The sequence below is a fragment of the Shewanella cyperi genome, from assembly GCF_017354985.1.
Lineage (GTDB): Bacteria > Pseudomonadota > Gammaproteobacteria > Enterobacterales > Shewanellaceae > Shewanella > Shewanella cyperi.
In genome coordinates, this window is record NZ_CP071501.1 from 3,166,918 (window position 1) to 3,183,775 (window position 16,858).

The following is a 16,858-nucleotide window of genomic DNA, read 5'->3' on the forward strand; positions in this document are numbered from 1 at the left end:
ATGTTCAACTTGTCTTCAATTTAGTGCCAAGGGCAGCAAGGTCGCCAGGCGCTGCAGATCCAGATGCTGCTCGCACACATCCGCCAGGCGCTCCAGCTCGGCCTCGCGGCGGGCGGCAAGATCCACCGCCTTTCCCTGCTCGCAGAGCCCGGCCCAGGCCAGCAATAAATCACAGGCCTCTGGACTGTCGAACAGGCCATGGAGATAGGTGCCAAAGATAGCGCCATCCTGGCTCAGGCAGCCGCCATCCGGTGAGGGCGTTCCGTCGCTGTCACAAAGGGATAAGGGCCGCGGGCCCTGGGTCAACAGCTGGCTCTGGCCACAGTGAATCTCGTAGCCCTGAATGGCCGCAATTTGTCCAGAAAGTCGCAGTTCACCGCTGACGTTAAGCAGGGTCTTGTCGCGTTTAAATTCAGTGATAAGCGGCAACAAGCCCAGCCCCTCACAGGCGCCAGCGTCGTGCTCGACTCCGAGGGGGTCATCCAGCTCCAGCCCCAGCATCTGGTAGCCACCACAAATGCCGATAAGCTTGCCGCCGTACCTCAGATGCCTGGCTATGGCTTTATCCATGCCGCGACTGCGCAGCAGCTCCAGATCGGCGCGCACATTCTTGCTGCCGGGCAAGATCAGCAGGTCAAAACCCCGCAAGTCTTCCACTTCCAGCTTGTTGATGGCCAGGAATTGGCATTCCAGCGCCGGGTGCTGCAACAGGGGATCGAAATCCGTATGGTTGCTTATTCTGGGATAGACCAGGATGCCGACTCTCAGGCCAACCCTTGCCTCTGGCTGGCACTCGTTTGGATTTAAGTTTTGGGGCAGCGCGTCCTCGGCATCCAGTTGCAGATCTTCGATATAGGGCAGCACCCCCAGCACGGGTTTGCCGGTGTGCTGCTCCAGCCAGTCAATCCCGGGGGCAAGCAGCGACAGGTCGCCGCGAAAACGGTTGATCACCAGTCCTTTGACCCGTTCACGTTCCGAGTCTGACAAGAGCGCCAGGGTGCCCACCAGATGGGCAAAAACGCCACCTCTGTCGATATCGGCAATCAGTATCACCGGGCAGTCCACTGCCTCGGCAAACCCCATGTTGGCTATGTCGTTGGCCCGCAGATTGATTTCCGCCGGACTGCCGGCCCCTTCCACCACCAACGCAGCATATTCCCCTTGCAGTCGGGAGAAGGAGTCCAGCACAGCTTCCATGGCCAGTCCCTTGTAATGGGCAGCGGCCGGGCCGAAAAAGGCGGCGGCTTCCAGCTCGGTCAGGGCCTTGCCCTGCACTATCACCTGGGCACGGCTGTTGCTGCTGGGTTTGAGCAGTATTGGATTGAAATCCGTGTGTGGCGCCAGGCCAGAGGCCATGGCCTGCAGTGCCTGGGCACGGCCTATCTCGCCGCCATCGACGGTCACAGCGCTGTTAAGGGCCATGTTTTGAGGTTTAAAGGGCGCCACCTTCACGCCACGGCGCCAGAGCAGGCGGCAAAGGCCCGCCACCAGGGTGCTCTTGCCGGCATCGGAGGTGGTGCCCTGCACCATCAGCACGTGGCAGTTTGGATTGATGTTGAAGCTCATAGGGCTTCTCCCTTGAGCGGCAGCGGCAAACCTGCCACCACCAGAACCACCTTGTCCGCCACAGCCGCTATGGCCTGATTCAGCCAACCGGCTCTGTCGACGAAATCCCGGCTCAGCTGTCCCAAAGGCACTATGCCCGAACCCACCTCGTTGCTTATCAGCAGCAGCTCGCCATCGAAGCGCTTGAGCGCGGCCACCAATTCGCGGCACTCAAGCTCCGCATCGCGGCCCTCATCCAGCAACACATTGGTGAGCCACAACGTCAGGCAGTCCAGCAGCACAGGAGTGCCACGGCCCGAGAGCTTATCCAGGGCGGCGACGACATTCAAAGGTTCTTCCAACAACTGCCACTGCCCGCCGGCCCTGTCGAGCTTGTGACGGGCAATGCGCTCGGCCATTTCCGCATCGCCGGCGGTGGCGGTCGCCAAATACACGGCGGCGCGACCGGCGAGCAACTGCTCGGCATAGCGGCTCTTGCCGCTGCGGGCCCCGCCGAGGATAAGACCTATCACGTCTGGCTCCAGAGCCACAGCAACATGATGTAGACCCACAGCTCCAGCGCCTGCTGGGCGGCGCCCAGGGTATCCCCCGTGTAGCCGCCTATCTGACGCTTGAACAGGTACACACTCAGCATGCGCCCCAGCCAGAGTCCCAGCCCCAGCACCAGGGTGGCGCCGACGCCGGTTAGCAGCAGACTGAGCACAAAGCCACAGAGCAGCAGCACCAGGAGTTCATCCCAGTGCATGTTTTCCGCCAGGGGCTTGGACTTGCTGTCCTCCCCCAGGCGCACATAGGGCTGGCTGATAATGATACTGGCGGCCATCACCCGGCTGAGGGTATGGCCCAAGACCAGGGCCGAGGCGGCGCTGGCGGGGGAATAGAGCGCCAGTTCCGCCAGCAGCTGGAACTTCAGCAGCAGCGCCAGCACCAAAGCCATGGCGCCGTAACTGCCGATGCGGCTGTCCTTCATAATTTGCAGCTTTTCTTCGGCGCTCCAGCCGCCACCGAAACCATCGGCGGTGTCCGCCAGACCATCTTCGTGGAAGCCGCCGGTCAGCAGCACAGAGGTCAACATGGCCAATATCACCGCCACCGAGGCAGGCAGCAGCCATTGCACCAGGTAGAACACCGCCGCCGACACCAGGCCCACCAGGGTGCCCACCAAGCCGAAATAGCGACTGGCACGGTTAAGCCGCTCCGGGCTCATCTCCAGCCGCAGCGGCACCGGAATGCGGGTAAAGAAACTCACGGCAATAAGGAACAACTCCAGCTCTTGCTTGAATCCGCCCATGATAGATAACGCGCTCCTAAACCACCTTGTTGACACCGGCCTCGGCAAAGCTGGCCATATCGTTATAGAAATTCACCGCCGCCTGCACCAGAGGCAGCGCCAACGCGGCCCCTGAGCCTTCCCCCAGGCGCATGCCAAGATCCAGCAGCGGCTCGGCCTTGAGATGTTGCAGCATCCGTTGATGGCCACGCTCCGCCGACGCATGGGCAAACACCAGGTAATCGCGACAGGCGGGCATCAGATCCACGGCGCACAGGGCCGCGGCGGTGGCAATAAAGCCGTCGATCAGCACCAGCATGCGCAGCTCGGCCGCCGCCAGGATGGCGCCTGTCATCTGCACTATCTCAAAGCCGCCAAGGCAGGCCAGTTTATTATAGGTATCGGTCAGCTCATCGTGATGCTGTACCAAAGCCTGCTCCACCAGCATGGTTTTGCGCTTGAGGGTGGCGGCATCTATGCCGGTGCCGCGGCCGACACAATCACCGGCCTCCAACCCCAGCATGGCGGCCATCAAGGCCGCGGCGCTGCTGCTGTTGCCTATGCCCATGTCCCCCAGCCCCAGCAGGTTGCAACCCAGGCTGTGGTGATGAACCACCCGCCCCTTGGCCAGCTCAAAGCCCTGATGCACGGCGCCCAGGGTCATGGCCGCCTGCCGATGTATGGGATTGGTGCCCGCCCCCAGACGGCAGTTGACTATCTCCTTGCCGCCGTCACCGGGCTTCAGTCCCTCCAGGGGCTGCAAAATACCGCAATCAATCAGCTCCAGCTCCCAACCCAGCTGGCGGCAAAAGACATTGATGGCGGCGCCGCCACGGGCAAAGTTCAGCAGCATCTGCGCCGTCACTTCGCTCGGGGCAATGGACACCCCGGAGGCGGCAATACCGTGATCGCCGGCAAACACCAGCATGGTGGGCCGGGTTATCTCCAGTGTCTCCTTGCCCTGCACCCTGGCAATGGTCAGCGCCAGGGACTCCAGCCGCCCCAGGGCCCCAAGGGGCTTGGTCTTGTCATCGATACGTTGCTGGATCTGCTGGTCAAATTGGTCGCTGACCGCCTCGATAGTAAACATCTTGCATCCTGTCCGAATTGAATTAACCCTGCCTGCGCCGTGAAAGCAGCAACAGGAAGAAACCGCTGCCGATGACAGCCGTGATGATGCCCACCGGCAGCTCCTGCATCGGCAGCAGGCAGCGAGCCAGCACATCGACCCACACCATAAACAGGCCCCCAACCAAGGCAGTGAGCAGCAATAGGGTGCGGCCGGGAAACAACTGCCGCACCAGATGCGGCACCATCAAGCCAACAAAGCCTATGCCGCCGCAACTGGCCACCAGGGTGGCCGTCATCAGCGAGCAGGCCAGCAAACTGCCAAGCCGCAGCCGGGCCACATCCACCCCCAGGGCGTGGGCCGTCTCATCCCCCGCCGCCAACGCCTGCACCCTCCGCCGCCCGGCGAACAGCGCCAGGCCAAACAAGGAGAACACCAGCAGCGGCTGCCACAACATGGTCCAATTGGCGCGGGCGAAGCTGCCCAGGGTCCAGAACAGCACGGAAGCTGTGGCCTCGGGGGTGGAGAAATACAGCAGCAAACTGCCCATGGCGCCAAATAAAAACGAGGTGGCCACCCCGGCGAGCAACATACGCTCCACCTGGCTTTGCAGCCCAATGCCACACAGGGCCAGCACCAGAGCCACCGACAGGGTGGCGCCGACAAAGGCCCCCAGGGGCAAGGTCAGCCACAGCAGGGAGCTGCCAAAGAGGGCACTGCTAACGGTCAGGGCGACAATGGCGCCGAGGGACGCGCCGGAACTGATGCCGAACAGAAATGGGTCCGCCAGCGGATTGCGGGTCACGGTTTGCAGCACCCAGCCGGAGAGGGCCAAACCGGCACCGCAGATAAAGGCCAGCATTACCCGCGGCAGCCTCAGCTCCAGCAAAATCCGCTGGTTCACAAAGGGCACATCCTGGGGCGGCGGCAGCCCCAGCAGCTTGTGCCAGTAGACACTCGCCACCTGCAACCAGTCTATGTTGGCGGCGCCAAAGGCGCTGGCGGCGAGTGGCGTTGCCACGGCCAGCAGCAACAGCGCCAGCAGCAGATAATCTTCCCGCCCCAGCGGTCGGGTCAGCCATTTGGCCAGGCGCAGCCTGAGGAAACCTTGCATTTAGTTGCGCCTCCCCTTGTCGCGGTAACCGTAAAAATACTGCAGCTGCGGCTTGCCGTGCTGGGGATGGGGTGAGACGCTGCAACAGACGCCGAACACGGCGGCAAGACGGGCCTCGGTCAGCACCTCGTCCGGTGTACCCCAGGCAACGGTACGGCCCCGCTCCAGCAGCAACAGGCTGTCACACAGGGCGCTGGCAAGGTTGAGATCGTGGATGGAGCAGATGACGCTGATCCCAAGGGAGCGCACCAACTCCAAAATCTGGATCTGATAGCGCACATCCAAATGGTTGGTGGGTTCATCGAGCAGCAGCAGCCCAGGCCGCTGCACTATGGCGCGGGCAATGAGCGCCCGCTGCTTCTCGCCGCCGGACAGCTGCTCAAAGGGAGTGTCGGCCTTGTCACTGAGTCCCACCTGAGCCAACGCCGCGTCCACCCGCTCGCCGTCGGCGGCCCTGTCCTGCTCGAACCAACCCTTGTGTGGAATGAGCCCCATGGCCACCTGGGCCCGGGTACTGAGATCGAAAAAGTGCGGCGTGTCCTGCTGCACCACGGCCACGCTGCGGGCAAAGTCGCGCCTTGAGACCTGGCTGATGTCTTGCCCCTCAAGACAGATGAGCCCCGAGTCGGGCCTGAGATAGCGGTAGAGACAGCGCAGCAGGCTGGATTTGCCGGCGCCATTGGGGCCGATAAGGCCCAGCATCTGCCCGGACGCCAGTTCAAAACTGACATCATCGAGCACCCGATTGCCCTTGGGGTGCCAACAGAGGCCGTCGACCTTGAGCGCAGGCGTCATCGCTCGCCTCTCAAAAGGCAAGGAAAACAGAGTCTTGACCCACGAGGGCCGAAAAAGGGTAGCATTTACTCAGGCTCCACCGGGTAACCCGCCCGGGTTTAAGACCAAAAAACACAATCCACAGGCAGGTATCCTGACTCGAAGGCATGGCCTTCACACAGTTGCGGGCACAGTCCGGGCTTATCCCGGTTCCCTGTTCGGCCGGGTTGACCTAAGTCCCCGGCACCTGCAGATCGACAGCCACAGCTGTTTCGCGAGCTGATCATTATCCGACTTTTGTTGACACTGGCAAGGCGCGCCTGTGGCTGTTTAGAAAAAATCACAATCCCGACGGCCAGTTAACCGACGGCAACCAGTTTTCAAGCTCGCCCTTACCGCTTTGGCTGTCATGGCTGATGCCTCCGCTGTTATAGGCAGCGCTTTGAGGATAAAAGTCCAACTGCACCAGCGCCGCCGGCGGCAACAGCAAGCGCCGGTAAAAGCTGGCCTCGGGCCCCAGGCCCAGGGCGCGGCGCAGCAAATGGGTGATCACCCCGCCGTGGCAGACGATAAGGGCAGTCCCGGGGCGGCGTGCCAGCAAGGTTCCCAGCGCCCCGTCGAGGCGCGCTTCAAACGCCTTCAAGGGTTCGCCCCCGGGCGGAGTGTGGGTCCAGGGATCCTGCCACCAGTCCCCCATGGCCTGCTGTTGCCACAGCTCGGCCAGGGGCTGACCGTCCCAGGCACCAAAGCCCAGCTCCCGCCAGGCACAGTCCAGGGTCAAGGTGCGGCTGCGCTCGGCCGCATGCGTCTTCGCAAATTCACGGCAGCGGCGCAGGGGCGAGCTGATAACCTCGGCTACCTCTGGCACTTTTGCCGCCGCGGTGCGCATTTGCTGCCAACCCTTGGCAGTGAGGGCCACGTCGCTATGGCCGCGCAATATGGCGCCGCCCTCGCATTCGCCGTGGCGCAATAAATACAAGGTCTGTTTCTCGGCTATTGGCTCTGACATGGCATTCCTTTTATTTTCCACCGGAGAGGACAGCGGGTTTGTGCCTGCCCAGGTGGGCCAATCTGGCATAGACTTGGGCTTAGATCGATTTGAGCTTAAATCGATTTGAGCTTAGTTTGACTTAAAGCGCGGCGACGCCGGCTAATGCCTGCAGCGCCCTTGCCCTTGGGCGTCGGTTTCGCATATTATGGACGTCTATACGTTTATATGTCCAAAATTTCAGCCGCGTTTTTTGCGAACGTTTGCGAACGGCGGCCCAGTATACAGGTATCAGTTATGGCGACTTCCGCAACACCCGGCCACTTGGAGCTTCAACTCAGGGCACTGCTCAAGGAGCGCATTTTGCTGCTCGATGGCGCCATGGGTACCATGATCCAGGGCCACTCACTGGAGGAAGCCGACTACCGGGGTGAGCGTTTCAAAGACTGGCCCAGCGACGTCAAGGGCAACAATGATCTGCTGGTGCTGACCCAGCCCGGGATCATCAGGCAGATCCACCGCGACTACCTGCTGGCCGGCGCCGACATCATAGAAACCAACACCTTCAACGCCACCACTATCGCCATGGCCGACTATGGCATGGAAAGTCTGGCCGCCGAAATCAACCGGGTCGGAGCCCGCATCGCCCGCGAGGTGGCCGATGAAGTGGCCACCCAAACCGGCAGCCCGCGTTTTGTGGCCGGGGTGCTTGGCCCCACCAACCGCACGTGTTCCATCAGCCCGGATGTGAACGATCCCGGTTACCGCAACATTCACTTTGATGACTTGGTAGTGGCCTACCGCGAGTCCACCACAGCCCTGTTGGAGGGCGGCGCCGACATCATACTGGTGGAAACCATTTTCGATACCCTGAACGCCAAGGCGGCACTGTTTGCCATCGAGTCTGTGTTTGACGATTTGGGTCAGCGCTGGCCCGTGATGATTTCGGGCACCATCACAGATGCCTCGGGTCGCACCCTGACCGGCCAAACCACGGAAGCCTTTTACAATTCGCTGCGCCATATCAAGCCCATCAGCATAGGCCTGAACTGCGCCCTGGGCCCCAAGGAGCTGCGGCCCTATGTGCAGGAGCTGGCCCGCATCAGCGAAACCTTTGTCTCGGCCCACCCCAATGCCGGTCTGCCAAACGAGTTCGGCGGTTACGATGAAACCCCGGCAGAAATGGCCGACATCATCGGCCAGTGGGCCAAAGACGGCATGCTTAACATAGTGGGCGGCTGCTGCGGCACCACCCCGGAGCATATCCGGGTGATCCGCGAGGCCGTAATCAAGCACGCCCCCCGCCCCCTGCCGGAGCTGCCGGTGGCCTGCCGTCTGGCGGGCCTGGAGCCCCTGACCATAGATGCCGGCTCCCTGTTTGTGAACGTGGGCGAGCGCACCAACGTCACAGGCTCGGCTAAATTCCTCAAGCTTATCAAGGAAGGCAAATTCGAAACCGCCCTCGATGTGGCCCGGGAGCAGGTGGAAAACGGCGCCCAGATCATCGACATCAACATGGATGAGGGCATGCTCGACGGCGTCGAGATCATGCAGAAATTCCTCAACCTTATCGCCTCAGAGCCCGACATCAGCCGGGTGCCGGTGATGATCGACTCCTCCAAGTGGGAGGTGATCGAGGCCGGCCTCAAGTGTGTTCAGGGCAAGTGCATAGTCAACTCCATCTCCCTCAAGGAGGGGGAAGAAAAGTTTATCGAGCAGGCCACTTTGGTGAAGCGCTACGGCGCCGCCGCCATCATCATGGCCTTCGATGAGCAGGGCCAGGCCGATACCCGCGCCCGCAAGACGGAAATCTGCAGCCGCGCCTACCGCATCCTGGTGGACCGGGTGGGCTTTGCCCCGGAAGATATCATCTTCGACCCCAACATTTTCGCCATTGCCACCGGCATCGAGGAGCACGACAACTACGCGGTGGACTTCATCGGCGCCATTGAGGACATCAAGGCCAGGCTGCCACACGCGATGATTTCCGGCGGCGTGTCCAACGTGTCCTTCTCGTTCCGCGGCAACAACCCGGTGCGCGAGGCCATTCACGCGGTGTTCCTGTACCACGCCATCAAGGCCGGCATGGACATGGGCATAGTGAACGCCGGTCAGCTGGCGATTTACGACGATATTGACCCCGAGCTGCGTGAGCGGGTGGAGGCCGTGGTGCTGAACCTGCCCTGCAAGGTGCCGGGCTCCAGCAATACCGAGCAGCTGCTGGAAATCGCCGACCGCTTTCGCGGTGACGGTGGCGGCGCCCAGAAGAAGGAAGATCTCGAGTGGCGCAGCTGGCCGGTGAACAAGCGCCTGGAGCACGCCCTGGTGAAGGGCATTACCGAATTTATCGACACCGACACCGAAGAGGCGCGATTGCAGGCCAGTCGTCCCCTGGATGTGATCGAAGGGCCGCTGATGGACGGCATGAACGTGGTCGGCGATCTGTTTGGTGCCGGCAAGATGTTCCTGCCCCAGGTGGTCAAGTCCGCCCGGGTGATGAAAAAGGCCGTCGCCTACCTCAACCCCTTTATCGAGGCGGAAAAAGTCGAGGGCCAGAGCAATGGCAAGGTGCTGATGGTGACGGTCAAAGGCGATGTGCACGACATTGGCAAGAACATAGTCGGCGTGGTGCTGGCCTGTAACGGCTACGAGGTGATTGACCTCGGGGTCATGGTGCCGGTGGAAAAAATCATCGAGGTGGCCAAGCGCGAGCGGGTCGACATTATCGGCATGTCGGGCCTTATCACCCCCAGCCTGGATGAGATGGTGCACAACGTCAAAGCCTTCGAGCGCGAGGGCCTGAGCCTGCCCGCCATCATCGGCGGTGCCACCTGCTCCAGGATCCACACCGCGGTCAAGATTGCGCCCCACTACCCCCATGGCGCCATCTATATTGCCGATGCCTCCAGGGCCGTGCCCATGGTGTCCAAGCTCATCAACCCCGAGACCCGCGCCGCCACCATAGCCGCCGAATACGCCGACTATGACAATATGCGCCAGAAGCGTCTGTCCCAGGCCAAGCGCAAGGAAATCGTTTCCCTGGAAGCCGCGCGGGACAACCGCTGCCAGCAGGATTGGGCCGCCAATCCGCCGGTTAAACCCAATAAGCTCGGCATTCAGGTGTTTGACGACTACCCGCTGGAGGATCTGGTCGATCGCATCGACTGGACCCCCTTCTTCCGCGCCTGGGAACTGCACGGTCACTTCCCGCGCATTCTCGATGACGAAGTAGTGGGCGTCGAAGCACGCAAGCTGTTCGCCGATGCCAAGGCCATGCTGGCGACCATAATCCGCGACAAGTGGCTGACGGCCAAGGGGGTCATAGGCCTGTTCCCGGCCAACACGGTCAACTTCGACGATATCGAAATCTACAGCGACGAGTCCCGAACCGAAGTGCTGCAAACCACCCACCACCTGCGGATGCAGCTGGAGCGGGTCGGCAACCACAACTTCTGCCTGTCAGACTTTGTTGCCCCCAAGGACAGCGGCGTCGCCGACTACATGGGTGGCTTTGCGGTCTGCGCCGGCCACGGTATAGATGAGCACCTGGCGCGCTTCGAAGCCAACCACGACGACTACAACGCCATCATGCTCAAGGTGCTGGCGGACCGGCTGGCGGAAGCCTTCGCCGAACGCATGCACGAGCGGGTACGCAAGGAATTCTGGGGCTATGCCGCCGATGAGAACCTCGACAACGAGGCGCTGATCAAGGAAAAGTACAAGGGCATACGCCCCGCCCCCGGCTACCCCGCCTGCCCCGATCACACAGAAAAAGGCCTGCTGTGGGAGCTGCTCAAACCCGATGAGTGTATAGATCTGAAGATCACCGAAAGCTACGCCATGTACCCCACAGCGGCGGTATCGGGCTGGTACTTTGCCAACCCCCAGTCCCGCTACTTCGGCGTGACCAATATTGGCAAGGATCAGGTGGAAGACTACGCCCGCCGCAAGGGCATGACGGTTGCCGAAACCGAGAAGTGGCTGGCCCCGGTGTTGGATTACGATCCGGAGTAATCGTCAGTACTCTTCGGAAGCAAAAAACAAAAGCCGCATTGAGCGGCTTTGGTTTTTTGGGCTGGCGCCCAAGGCCTTACTGTAAAGCCCGCTGTTGCCAATTAGAGGAAGACCGGCTGCCAACTCTTCGATAACCAATCACCTGCGGTGCGCTTTAGCACTGCCACCCCAGTGACACGCCGTGAATACATCCTTGTAGGCTCAGCGGCGACATCTCTGTCGCCAATGGTCACTGGTGCGGCAGTGCTAGTCTATTGGTGTTTCTCTCCAGCAATTGCACAACTGTTCTAAATTTCAAAGAAATATCGCTATGCCGGACTGTTGCACTGATTCCCCCTTCGGAGCCGCCGAGGGTGTTGGGCAAGAAACGACAACAACCGAGGTAGGATGCCGAGGTAGCGACAGTCGAGCAGGACGCGAGTCTGTCGCGTTGGCCGTTTCGCCCATAAACCCGAGGGGTTTTCGGCTCCGGCTGGGGGCATCCTTTGGGTTGCAAGGGGCTTTGGATGAGCAAAGCCCCTTGCCCGGGTGTGGGTTGGAGACCCACGACTTTCTGCCGCTGGCACAGCGGCTATCCATTAACGCATATAGCTCAAACAGTTAAGGTCAACTGTTCGAGCTATACAAAATCTGTAAGGTCGGATAGCTTGTAAGGTAACTGACCTTACAAGCTCGCAATAATAAAATGTTATAACTCATCAGAGGTAAATCGTGAGTAAAAACTTGAAACAATGGAAGAATACGCTCAATTCAGAGCAGATAGCTCATGGGATGAACGTAGCTACAGCGAATGCCGTTAGACTGTTAAAAGATGCTGAGCTTTTGTTTCAGGCTGGTAGTTTTCCAACCGCGTGCTCAATTGCAATTTTAGCAATCGAAGAAGCTGGTAAAATTTCAATTCTTAGGGAGTTATCTGTAGCTCGTGATGGTGAAGACGTTAAAGAATCATGGAGATCTTATCGTTCACATACACATAAAAATGTAATGTGGATGTTTCCCTCATTAGTCCAGAGTGGCAAAAATACACTGGATAGTCTAACTGACCAGCTTGAAAGAGGTTCGGAAGCTACCGTCATGTTAGATGATTTAAAACAAATTGGGTTTTATACAGATTGCCTCGGAAATAGAAATTGGTCTGTGCCCAATGAGGTTATCGATGAAAGTGCAGCTACAGATATACTAAAAATAGCTCGGATTTTATGCAGAGATCGTACTTACTCAAAGAAAGAAGTAGATCTATGGGTAAAACATATGAAACCTGTTAAGGGTTGTGCTAGTAACATTGAAAAGCAAGCTCTTAATGATTGGTTTATTGAAATGCAGGTACAAGGTTTGATTGAAGAACATTCCACAAAGTTCTCTGATTTCATTGGTGCACATGAGTTATAACAAAGCGTTTAAGACAAATTCGCAAAGCTCGGCATTTTGAGCTCAGGTCGATTTTTGTGTTTACGGCACAATGGATTAGGTTAGGTGGCAGGCGTCGCTCACTACTTAAGCGGCGTTAGGTTCTAGGAGAAACAATGGCCGCAACTGATAGAAAAGTAAGAAGTGCTCTTCGCGCGCACTGGTTCATTCCTGCAGCGATAGCTGTTGCCACCGCGGACATCTCGGCTGTATCACTGGACAATTGGTCAAATCCGGCACTACTTGAGGTGTGCCTAATCCTCGACTTAAGTGTTGTTATGCCGGCGCTGTATCTCTGGTGCTATCGCACTAGAGGAAAGGCCGCCATGCTGCGTGCTTTGAGCTTGTCCTGCCTTGGCATGTGGGTGTCGGGGCACGTTGTACCAAGCGAGTATCATCACATTTTGAGCTCTGTCGGCTTTGTTCGCTACATTGGACTTGCTGTACTCCTCGCAATTGAACTCAAGCTCGCGCTTGTGATCTATCGTTCCGTCTTTAGCAAGGATCAAGACGATGCTCCAGCGGCATTGACTGCGGCGAAGGATGCGGGCATGCCGGACTGGGCAGCTCGGCTCATAGCGTGGGAGGCGTCTTTGTGGCGCAAGGCTTGGGATGTTGCTCGGCGCATTGTCGGTCGCAGCTAGCACCCAACAAATCATTCAAGCCGATGCCACTTCGGGGCTTGGCTAAATTCAGGCGTTATAAGGCTAAGTAACATGCCAACAAAACAACTATTAGAACAGCTTTATCAGTCACTAACGAATGACTGTGAAATAGAAAATCTTAAAGCAAAGGCAGAGAATCAAGAAGCTTATCACATTGACATCAATGGAACTCGTGTACACGTTTATCCTAGCTTCTTTATGAATGGGACATTAAGAGTCGAATTATCAACCCGAGTAAAATTTCTGTACTTATTTAATAAAGTAATCACCGGTAGTTTTGAAGTAGACCCTGTCGGTAATTTTCAATTTTACCCAATTAGATAGGGTTTAATTGGCGAATTATGCTCAACAGCCAATTGCTCAAGTTTACTCTACCGGCCCAAGCTGGCTCCGTAGGACTGGCGCATGATATCAGCCCTTTAGCAAAACGTTCATTGAACTTTGAAGATTGAATAAAAGGGGGAAAGTAGACACTGCGGCCTACCTTCAGGTGCCAATTAGGCGCCCCCGTCAGCAAGCTCATGACTTGCCGCCGCTGGCAAAGCGGCTACTCATTACCGTTGCAACATCTTGATCAACCGATCAAGATCCGCCCCTCGGGCTCTGATGGTGAGCCGAATCCCCGACTCATGGTACTCCTCCTCGACGACCTGCATCTTGCCGTGGATCTCGCCCATAATGGCGCTGGCCGCATAGGGGATATCGAAGCAGGCGCTGAGCATCTGGGCGGCGATGGCGGCCACTATGGCCTGATGCACCCGGGCGACATCGGCGGGATCCAGGGCCGAGATCTGCATGGCTTGTGGAAATTCATGTGCCAACTCCTGGCGCTCGGCGTCGGTCAGGCAATCCACCTTGTTGAGCAGTAACAGACTGTCTTTGCTGCCCAGCTTGAGCTGAGCCAATACCTGCTGCACCACGTGCAATTGCAAGCGGAAGTCTCTGTCACTGGCGTCCACCACGTACAGCAACACACTGGCATCCTTGGCCTCCTCCAATGTGGAGTGGAAGGCGGGCACCAGATCGTATGGCAGTTTATTGATAAAGCCGACGGTATCGGACACCAAAATCCTGGGCTGGGTCTGGGGTGACAGGGCCCGCACCGTGGTATCCAGGGTGGCGAACAGCTTGTTTTCCACCAGTACATCTGAGCCGGTCAGGGCCCGCATCAGGGACGACTTGCCGGCGTTGGTGTAACCCACCAGGGCGGCGCAGGGGGTCTCCAGGCGCGAGCTGCGCTGCTCCAGCATGACCTCCTGAACCTTTTTCAGATCGCGTCTGAGCTCGGCCTGCTTGTCGCGAATTTTGCGCCGTTCCAGCTCCACCGCACTCTCGCCCACATCCCGGCCGCCACGGCGCTGACGATCGCCGCCGTGTTCGCGGCGCACCCTGGGGCTGAGGTAATTCAGCCGCGCCAGTTCCACCTGCAGGCGGGCGGTTTTGCTGCTGGCATGGCGGCTGAAGATCTCGATTATGATGCCGGTGCGATCGAACACCTGCACCCCCAGCACATCTTCGACATTGCGCAGCTGCATCGGGCTGAGATCGCAATCGAACACCACCACGTTGGCCTGCTGACTGTGTTTCGCACTGTTTGACGAACCATGCGCCTTGCTGAGGAATTCCTCCAGCCCCTGCTCGTCGATATTGGCCAGCGAGTCCTCAGTGTCCTCATCCAGTTCCCCCGTCATGCGCGCCAACTCTTCCAACTTGCCGGCCCCCAGCACAGACAGGCGTTTGGTGGAATTCTGCCTCTGGGTTTGGGTGGAATAAACGGAAAATCCCAAAGTGCCGACCAGCCGCGCCAACTCCGCCAGGGAGCTGTTCACCTCTTCGGTGGTCACCTGGGGCGTGCGGATGGAGATTAGCAGCGCCCGACTGCGGCCGGAAACCGACTCTGACGAGCGCTGACTGTCCAGCGATGATGCTGCTGACGGGGAAGATAATTTGGATGATGACATGGTGAGACTCACAGAGGCGGGCAGCGCCGGATACGTGCGGCAATTGCCGCATTTATACGCAATAATTGCCCGGCAAACCAGCTTCCACCAAGGGTTTGGCAATATATTTTTTACCCCCTTGACGGCCGCCATTTTCGGCCTCCAGAGCCCTTGTCTGCGCCGGTACAAGGGATAAACGGACTAGGCAGCATCCCACTGCCCCAACCGGGCGAAACCGTGGTATAACCCTGACATGGTCCCCAAAGCGGATACCACCTCAGGAACAACAGATGAAACATGGACTTATCCTGGCAACACTGTGGCTCAGTGCCTGTGCCTTCCAGCCTGCGGCCACCGACAGCCCACCCTACGGCCACAACGCTGCGGCCGCCAGTCGCCATAACGTCAATGGGACCTCCTTGTACGTTGAAACCTATGGTGAAGGCGAGCCCCTGCTGTTGCTTCACGGTAATGGTGACAGTCTCGCCGGCATGAAGCACCAGATAGCCCACTTTGCCAAACGTTATCGGGTGATCGCCGTGGACAGTCGCGGCCATGGCCAGACACCGCTGGCCACCGGGGCCTTAACCTATGAACTCATCGCCAGCGATATTGCCGCCCTGCTGAAACAGCTCGGGCTTGGCCCGGTCAAGCTGATCGGTTGGAGTGATGGCGGCATTGTCGGCTTGTGGCTGGCATTAACCGAGCCCGATGCCGTGAGCCAAATGGCTATCATGGGCGTCAACATAGCCCCGGACGGCGCCTATGATTGGGATCTGGACTCACTTAAGGCCTACCGTGAGCAAATCGAGCACCAACTGGCACTGGGTGACCGCCGCCAAGACTGGCCGCTGTTGCTGCAAAGGGTCAAATTAATGGATGAGCAAACTCCCATCAGCCACGCGCAGTTGCAAAACATCAGCGCCCCCACACTGGTCATGGCCGGCGATGAAGACGTGATCCGCCCCGAACACACTCTCGCTATTTACCGGCATCTCCCGCGGGCGCAGCTGGCGATTTTCCCCGGTGCCACCCACATGCTGCCAAGCGAGGCGCCGGACATCTTCAATGCCGCGGTGGAGCGTTTTTTCAGCGAGCCCTTTCGGCGCCCGACCACCAGACAAGTGTTTCAGGGCGAGGCACAGGAGCACTAAGGCATTGCTCTTTGCTGCATCAGGCCCGGCAACAGGAACAGGTGTCATGCCAACAGCCATCACCAAACCCGCTCTCAGCTGCCGCAATTGAGCTCTGGTTAAGCGGCGCCAGTCTGCTAAAATCGGCGTTCTTTGAATTTTGCAGCAGCAAGGACATTCCCATGAACCCGATTATTGCCCTGTTGAAAGAGCACAACATCAGCGATGCGCAGATTAACGCCCTGTTCCAGAGCCTGACCGAAAATCCCCTGATGGCCATGGGCACCCTGGGCCAGCTGGGCATTGCGCCCGAAAAGTTACAGGGCTTGATGATGATGGTGATGCAAAACCCCACCCTGATAAAGGATGCGGTGACCGAACTGGGACTGGATTTCGCCAAGGTGCAAGCGGCCAAGGACAAGCTGGATCAGGGCGCCTGAGTCAGAGCCCTAGAACGGGCAGCGGGGCTGGGAGTCTCACCCAGCCCCGAGGCCAAAAGTCAGCTTAATCCCGCTGACTTTCCACGTGTTTTTTGAAATTTTGCAGGATACACAGCCAGCCTTGCCTTTGTTGCTCGGCGCTGTTTTGGTCTTCCGCCTGAAAGGTTTCCACCAGCCTGGTGCCGCCATCGCAGGCCTGGAATTGCACCTTTACCATTCTGCCATCGGCTATGGTGAAGCTGATTTCTTCCCTGGGGGAAATAGCGACAAACTCCCCCTCAAAGTCAAACCCGAATGAGCCGTCTTTGGCTTCCATGCGATAGCTGAACTTGCCGCCCACCGCCAATTGCAGCTCGGCCCTGGGACAACACCAATCGTCGTTGGCAAAGTTCCAGTGGATGATGTCTTCCGGGTTAACCCAAGCGCGCCAAACGTGCTCCAGCGGCGCGGCTATCCATTGCTCTATGCTGATATCCAT

The 16,858-nt window shown here is 58.7% G+C and carries 15 protein-coding genes and 1 riboswitch; of the genes, 6 read left to right on the forward strand and 9 right to left on the reverse strand.

Annotated features, from left to right (window positions below; genetic code table 11):
- Window positions 1-15: 15 nt before the first annotated feature.
- The 7 genes from JYB84_RS13940 to JYB84_RS13970 all read right to left on the reverse strand — a co-directional run bounded on the left by JYB84_RS13940 (window position 16) and on the right by JYB84_RS13970 (window position 6,802).
- Window positions 16-1,566: a cobyric acid synthase gene (locus JYB84_RS13940; protein ID WP_228290787.1), complete on the reverse strand. Its 1,551-nt coding sequence runs from the start codon at window positions 1,564-1,566 to the stop codon at window positions 16-18.
- Entirely contained in the window at window positions 1,563-2,078 is a 516-nt protein-coding gene (gene cobU, locus JYB84_RS13945; RefSeq protein WP_207320634.1) for a bifunctional adenosylcobinamide kinase/adenosylcobinamide-phosphate guanylyltransferase, read from the reverse strand. Before cobU ends, JYB84_RS13940 begins: the two co-directional genes overlap by 4 nt.
- Complete coding sequence (locus JYB84_RS13950) at window positions 2,075-2,857, reverse strand: adenosylcobinamide-GDP ribazoletransferase (protein ID WP_207320635.1); 783 nt, start codon at window positions 2,855-2,857, stop codon at window positions 2,075-2,077. Before JYB84_RS13950 ends, cobU begins: the two co-directional genes overlap by 4 nt.
- A gap of 16 nt (window positions 2,858-2,873) precedes the next feature.
- Window positions 2,874-3,926, reverse strand: coding sequence for a nicotinate-nucleotide--dimethylbenzimidazole phosphoribosyltransferase (cobT, locus tag JYB84_RS13955; protein WP_207320636.1), 1,053 nt, complete (start codon window positions 3,924-3,926; stop codon window positions 2,874-2,876).
- 22 nt (window positions 3,927-3,948) lie between these two features.
- On the reverse strand, window positions 3,949-5,019 hold the full coding sequence (locus JYB84_RS13960; RefSeq protein ID WP_207320637.1) for a FecCD family ABC transporter permease: 1,071 nt from the start codon (window positions 5,017-5,019) through the stop codon (window positions 3,949-3,951).
- Window positions 5,020-5,814, reverse strand: coding sequence for an ABC transporter ATP-binding protein (locus JYB84_RS13965; protein ID WP_207320638.1), 795 nt, complete (start codon window positions 5,812-5,814; stop codon window positions 5,020-5,022). It abuts the gene before it with no gap.
- Between the two features lie 106 nt (window positions 5,815-5,920).
- Window positions 5,921-6,059: riboswitch (cobalamin riboswitch) on the reverse strand.
- Window positions 6,060-6,133: 74 nt separating this feature from the next.
- The gene (locus tag JYB84_RS13970; RefSeq protein WP_207320639.1) at window positions 6,134-6,802 is read right to left on the reverse strand and encodes a histidine phosphatase family protein; all 669 of its coding nucleotides are present in this window, start codon (window positions 6,800-6,802) and stop codon (window positions 6,134-6,136) included.
- 276 nt (window positions 6,803-7,078) lie between these two features.
- Between JYB84_RS13970 and metH the strand changes: the two genes are divergently transcribed.
- The 4 genes from metH to JYB84_RS13990 all read left to right on the forward strand — a co-directional run bounded on the left by metH (window position 7,079) and on the right by JYB84_RS13990 (window position 13,191).
- Window positions 7,079-10,795: a methionine synthase gene (metH, locus tag JYB84_RS13975; protein ID WP_207320640.1), complete on the forward strand. Its 3,717-nt coding sequence runs from the start codon at window positions 7,079-7,081 to the stop codon at window positions 10,793-10,795.
- Window positions 10,796-11,506: 711 nt separating this feature from the next.
- The gene (locus JYB84_RS13980) at window positions 11,507-12,184 is read left to right on the forward strand and encodes an AbiV family abortive infection protein (RefSeq protein WP_207320641.1); all 678 of its coding nucleotides are present in this window, start codon (window positions 11,507-11,509) and stop codon (window positions 12,182-12,184) included.
- Between the two features lie 134 nt (window positions 12,185-12,318).
- Window positions 12,319-12,846 carry a hypothetical protein gene (locus JYB84_RS13985; protein WP_207320642.1) on the forward strand — a complete coding sequence of 176 codons (528 nt, stop codon included), beginning with the start codon at window positions 12,319-12,321 and terminating at the stop codon, window positions 12,844-12,846.
- A 72-nt stretch (window positions 12,847-12,918) separates the two neighbouring features.
- Complete coding sequence (locus JYB84_RS13990; protein WP_207320643.1) at window positions 12,919-13,191, forward strand: hypothetical protein; 273 nt, start codon at window positions 12,919-12,921, stop codon at window positions 13,189-13,191.
- Window positions 13,192-13,421: 230 nt separating this feature from the next.
- Here the strand turns inward: JYB84_RS13990 and hflX are convergent, their stop codons facing one another.
- The gene (gene hflX, locus JYB84_RS13995; protein ID WP_207320644.1) at window positions 13,422-14,828 is read right to left on the reverse strand and encodes a GTPase HflX; all 1,407 of its coding nucleotides are present in this window, start codon (window positions 14,826-14,828) and stop codon (window positions 13,422-13,424) included.
- Between the two features lie 269 nt (window positions 14,829-15,097).
- Between hflX and JYB84_RS14000 the strand changes: the two genes are divergently transcribed.
- Window positions 15,098-15,961, forward strand: a complete 864-nt coding sequence (locus tag JYB84_RS14000; RefSeq protein WP_207320645.1) for an alpha/beta fold hydrolase — start codon at window positions 15,098-15,100, stop codon at window positions 15,959-15,961.
- Between the two features lie 161 nt (window positions 15,962-16,122).
- Window positions 16,123-16,380 carry a DUF2999 family protein gene (locus JYB84_RS14005; protein WP_207320646.1) on the forward strand — a complete coding sequence of 86 codons (258 nt, stop codon included), beginning with the start codon at window positions 16,123-16,125 and terminating at the stop codon, window positions 16,378-16,380.
- 64 nt (window positions 16,381-16,444) lie between these two features.
- Here JYB84_RS14005 and JYB84_RS14010 read toward each other — a convergent pair whose 3' ends face one another.
- Window positions 16,445-16,858, reverse strand: coding sequence for an SRPBCC domain-containing protein (locus tag JYB84_RS14010; RefSeq protein WP_207320647.1), 414 nt, complete (start codon window positions 16,856-16,858; stop codon window positions 16,445-16,447).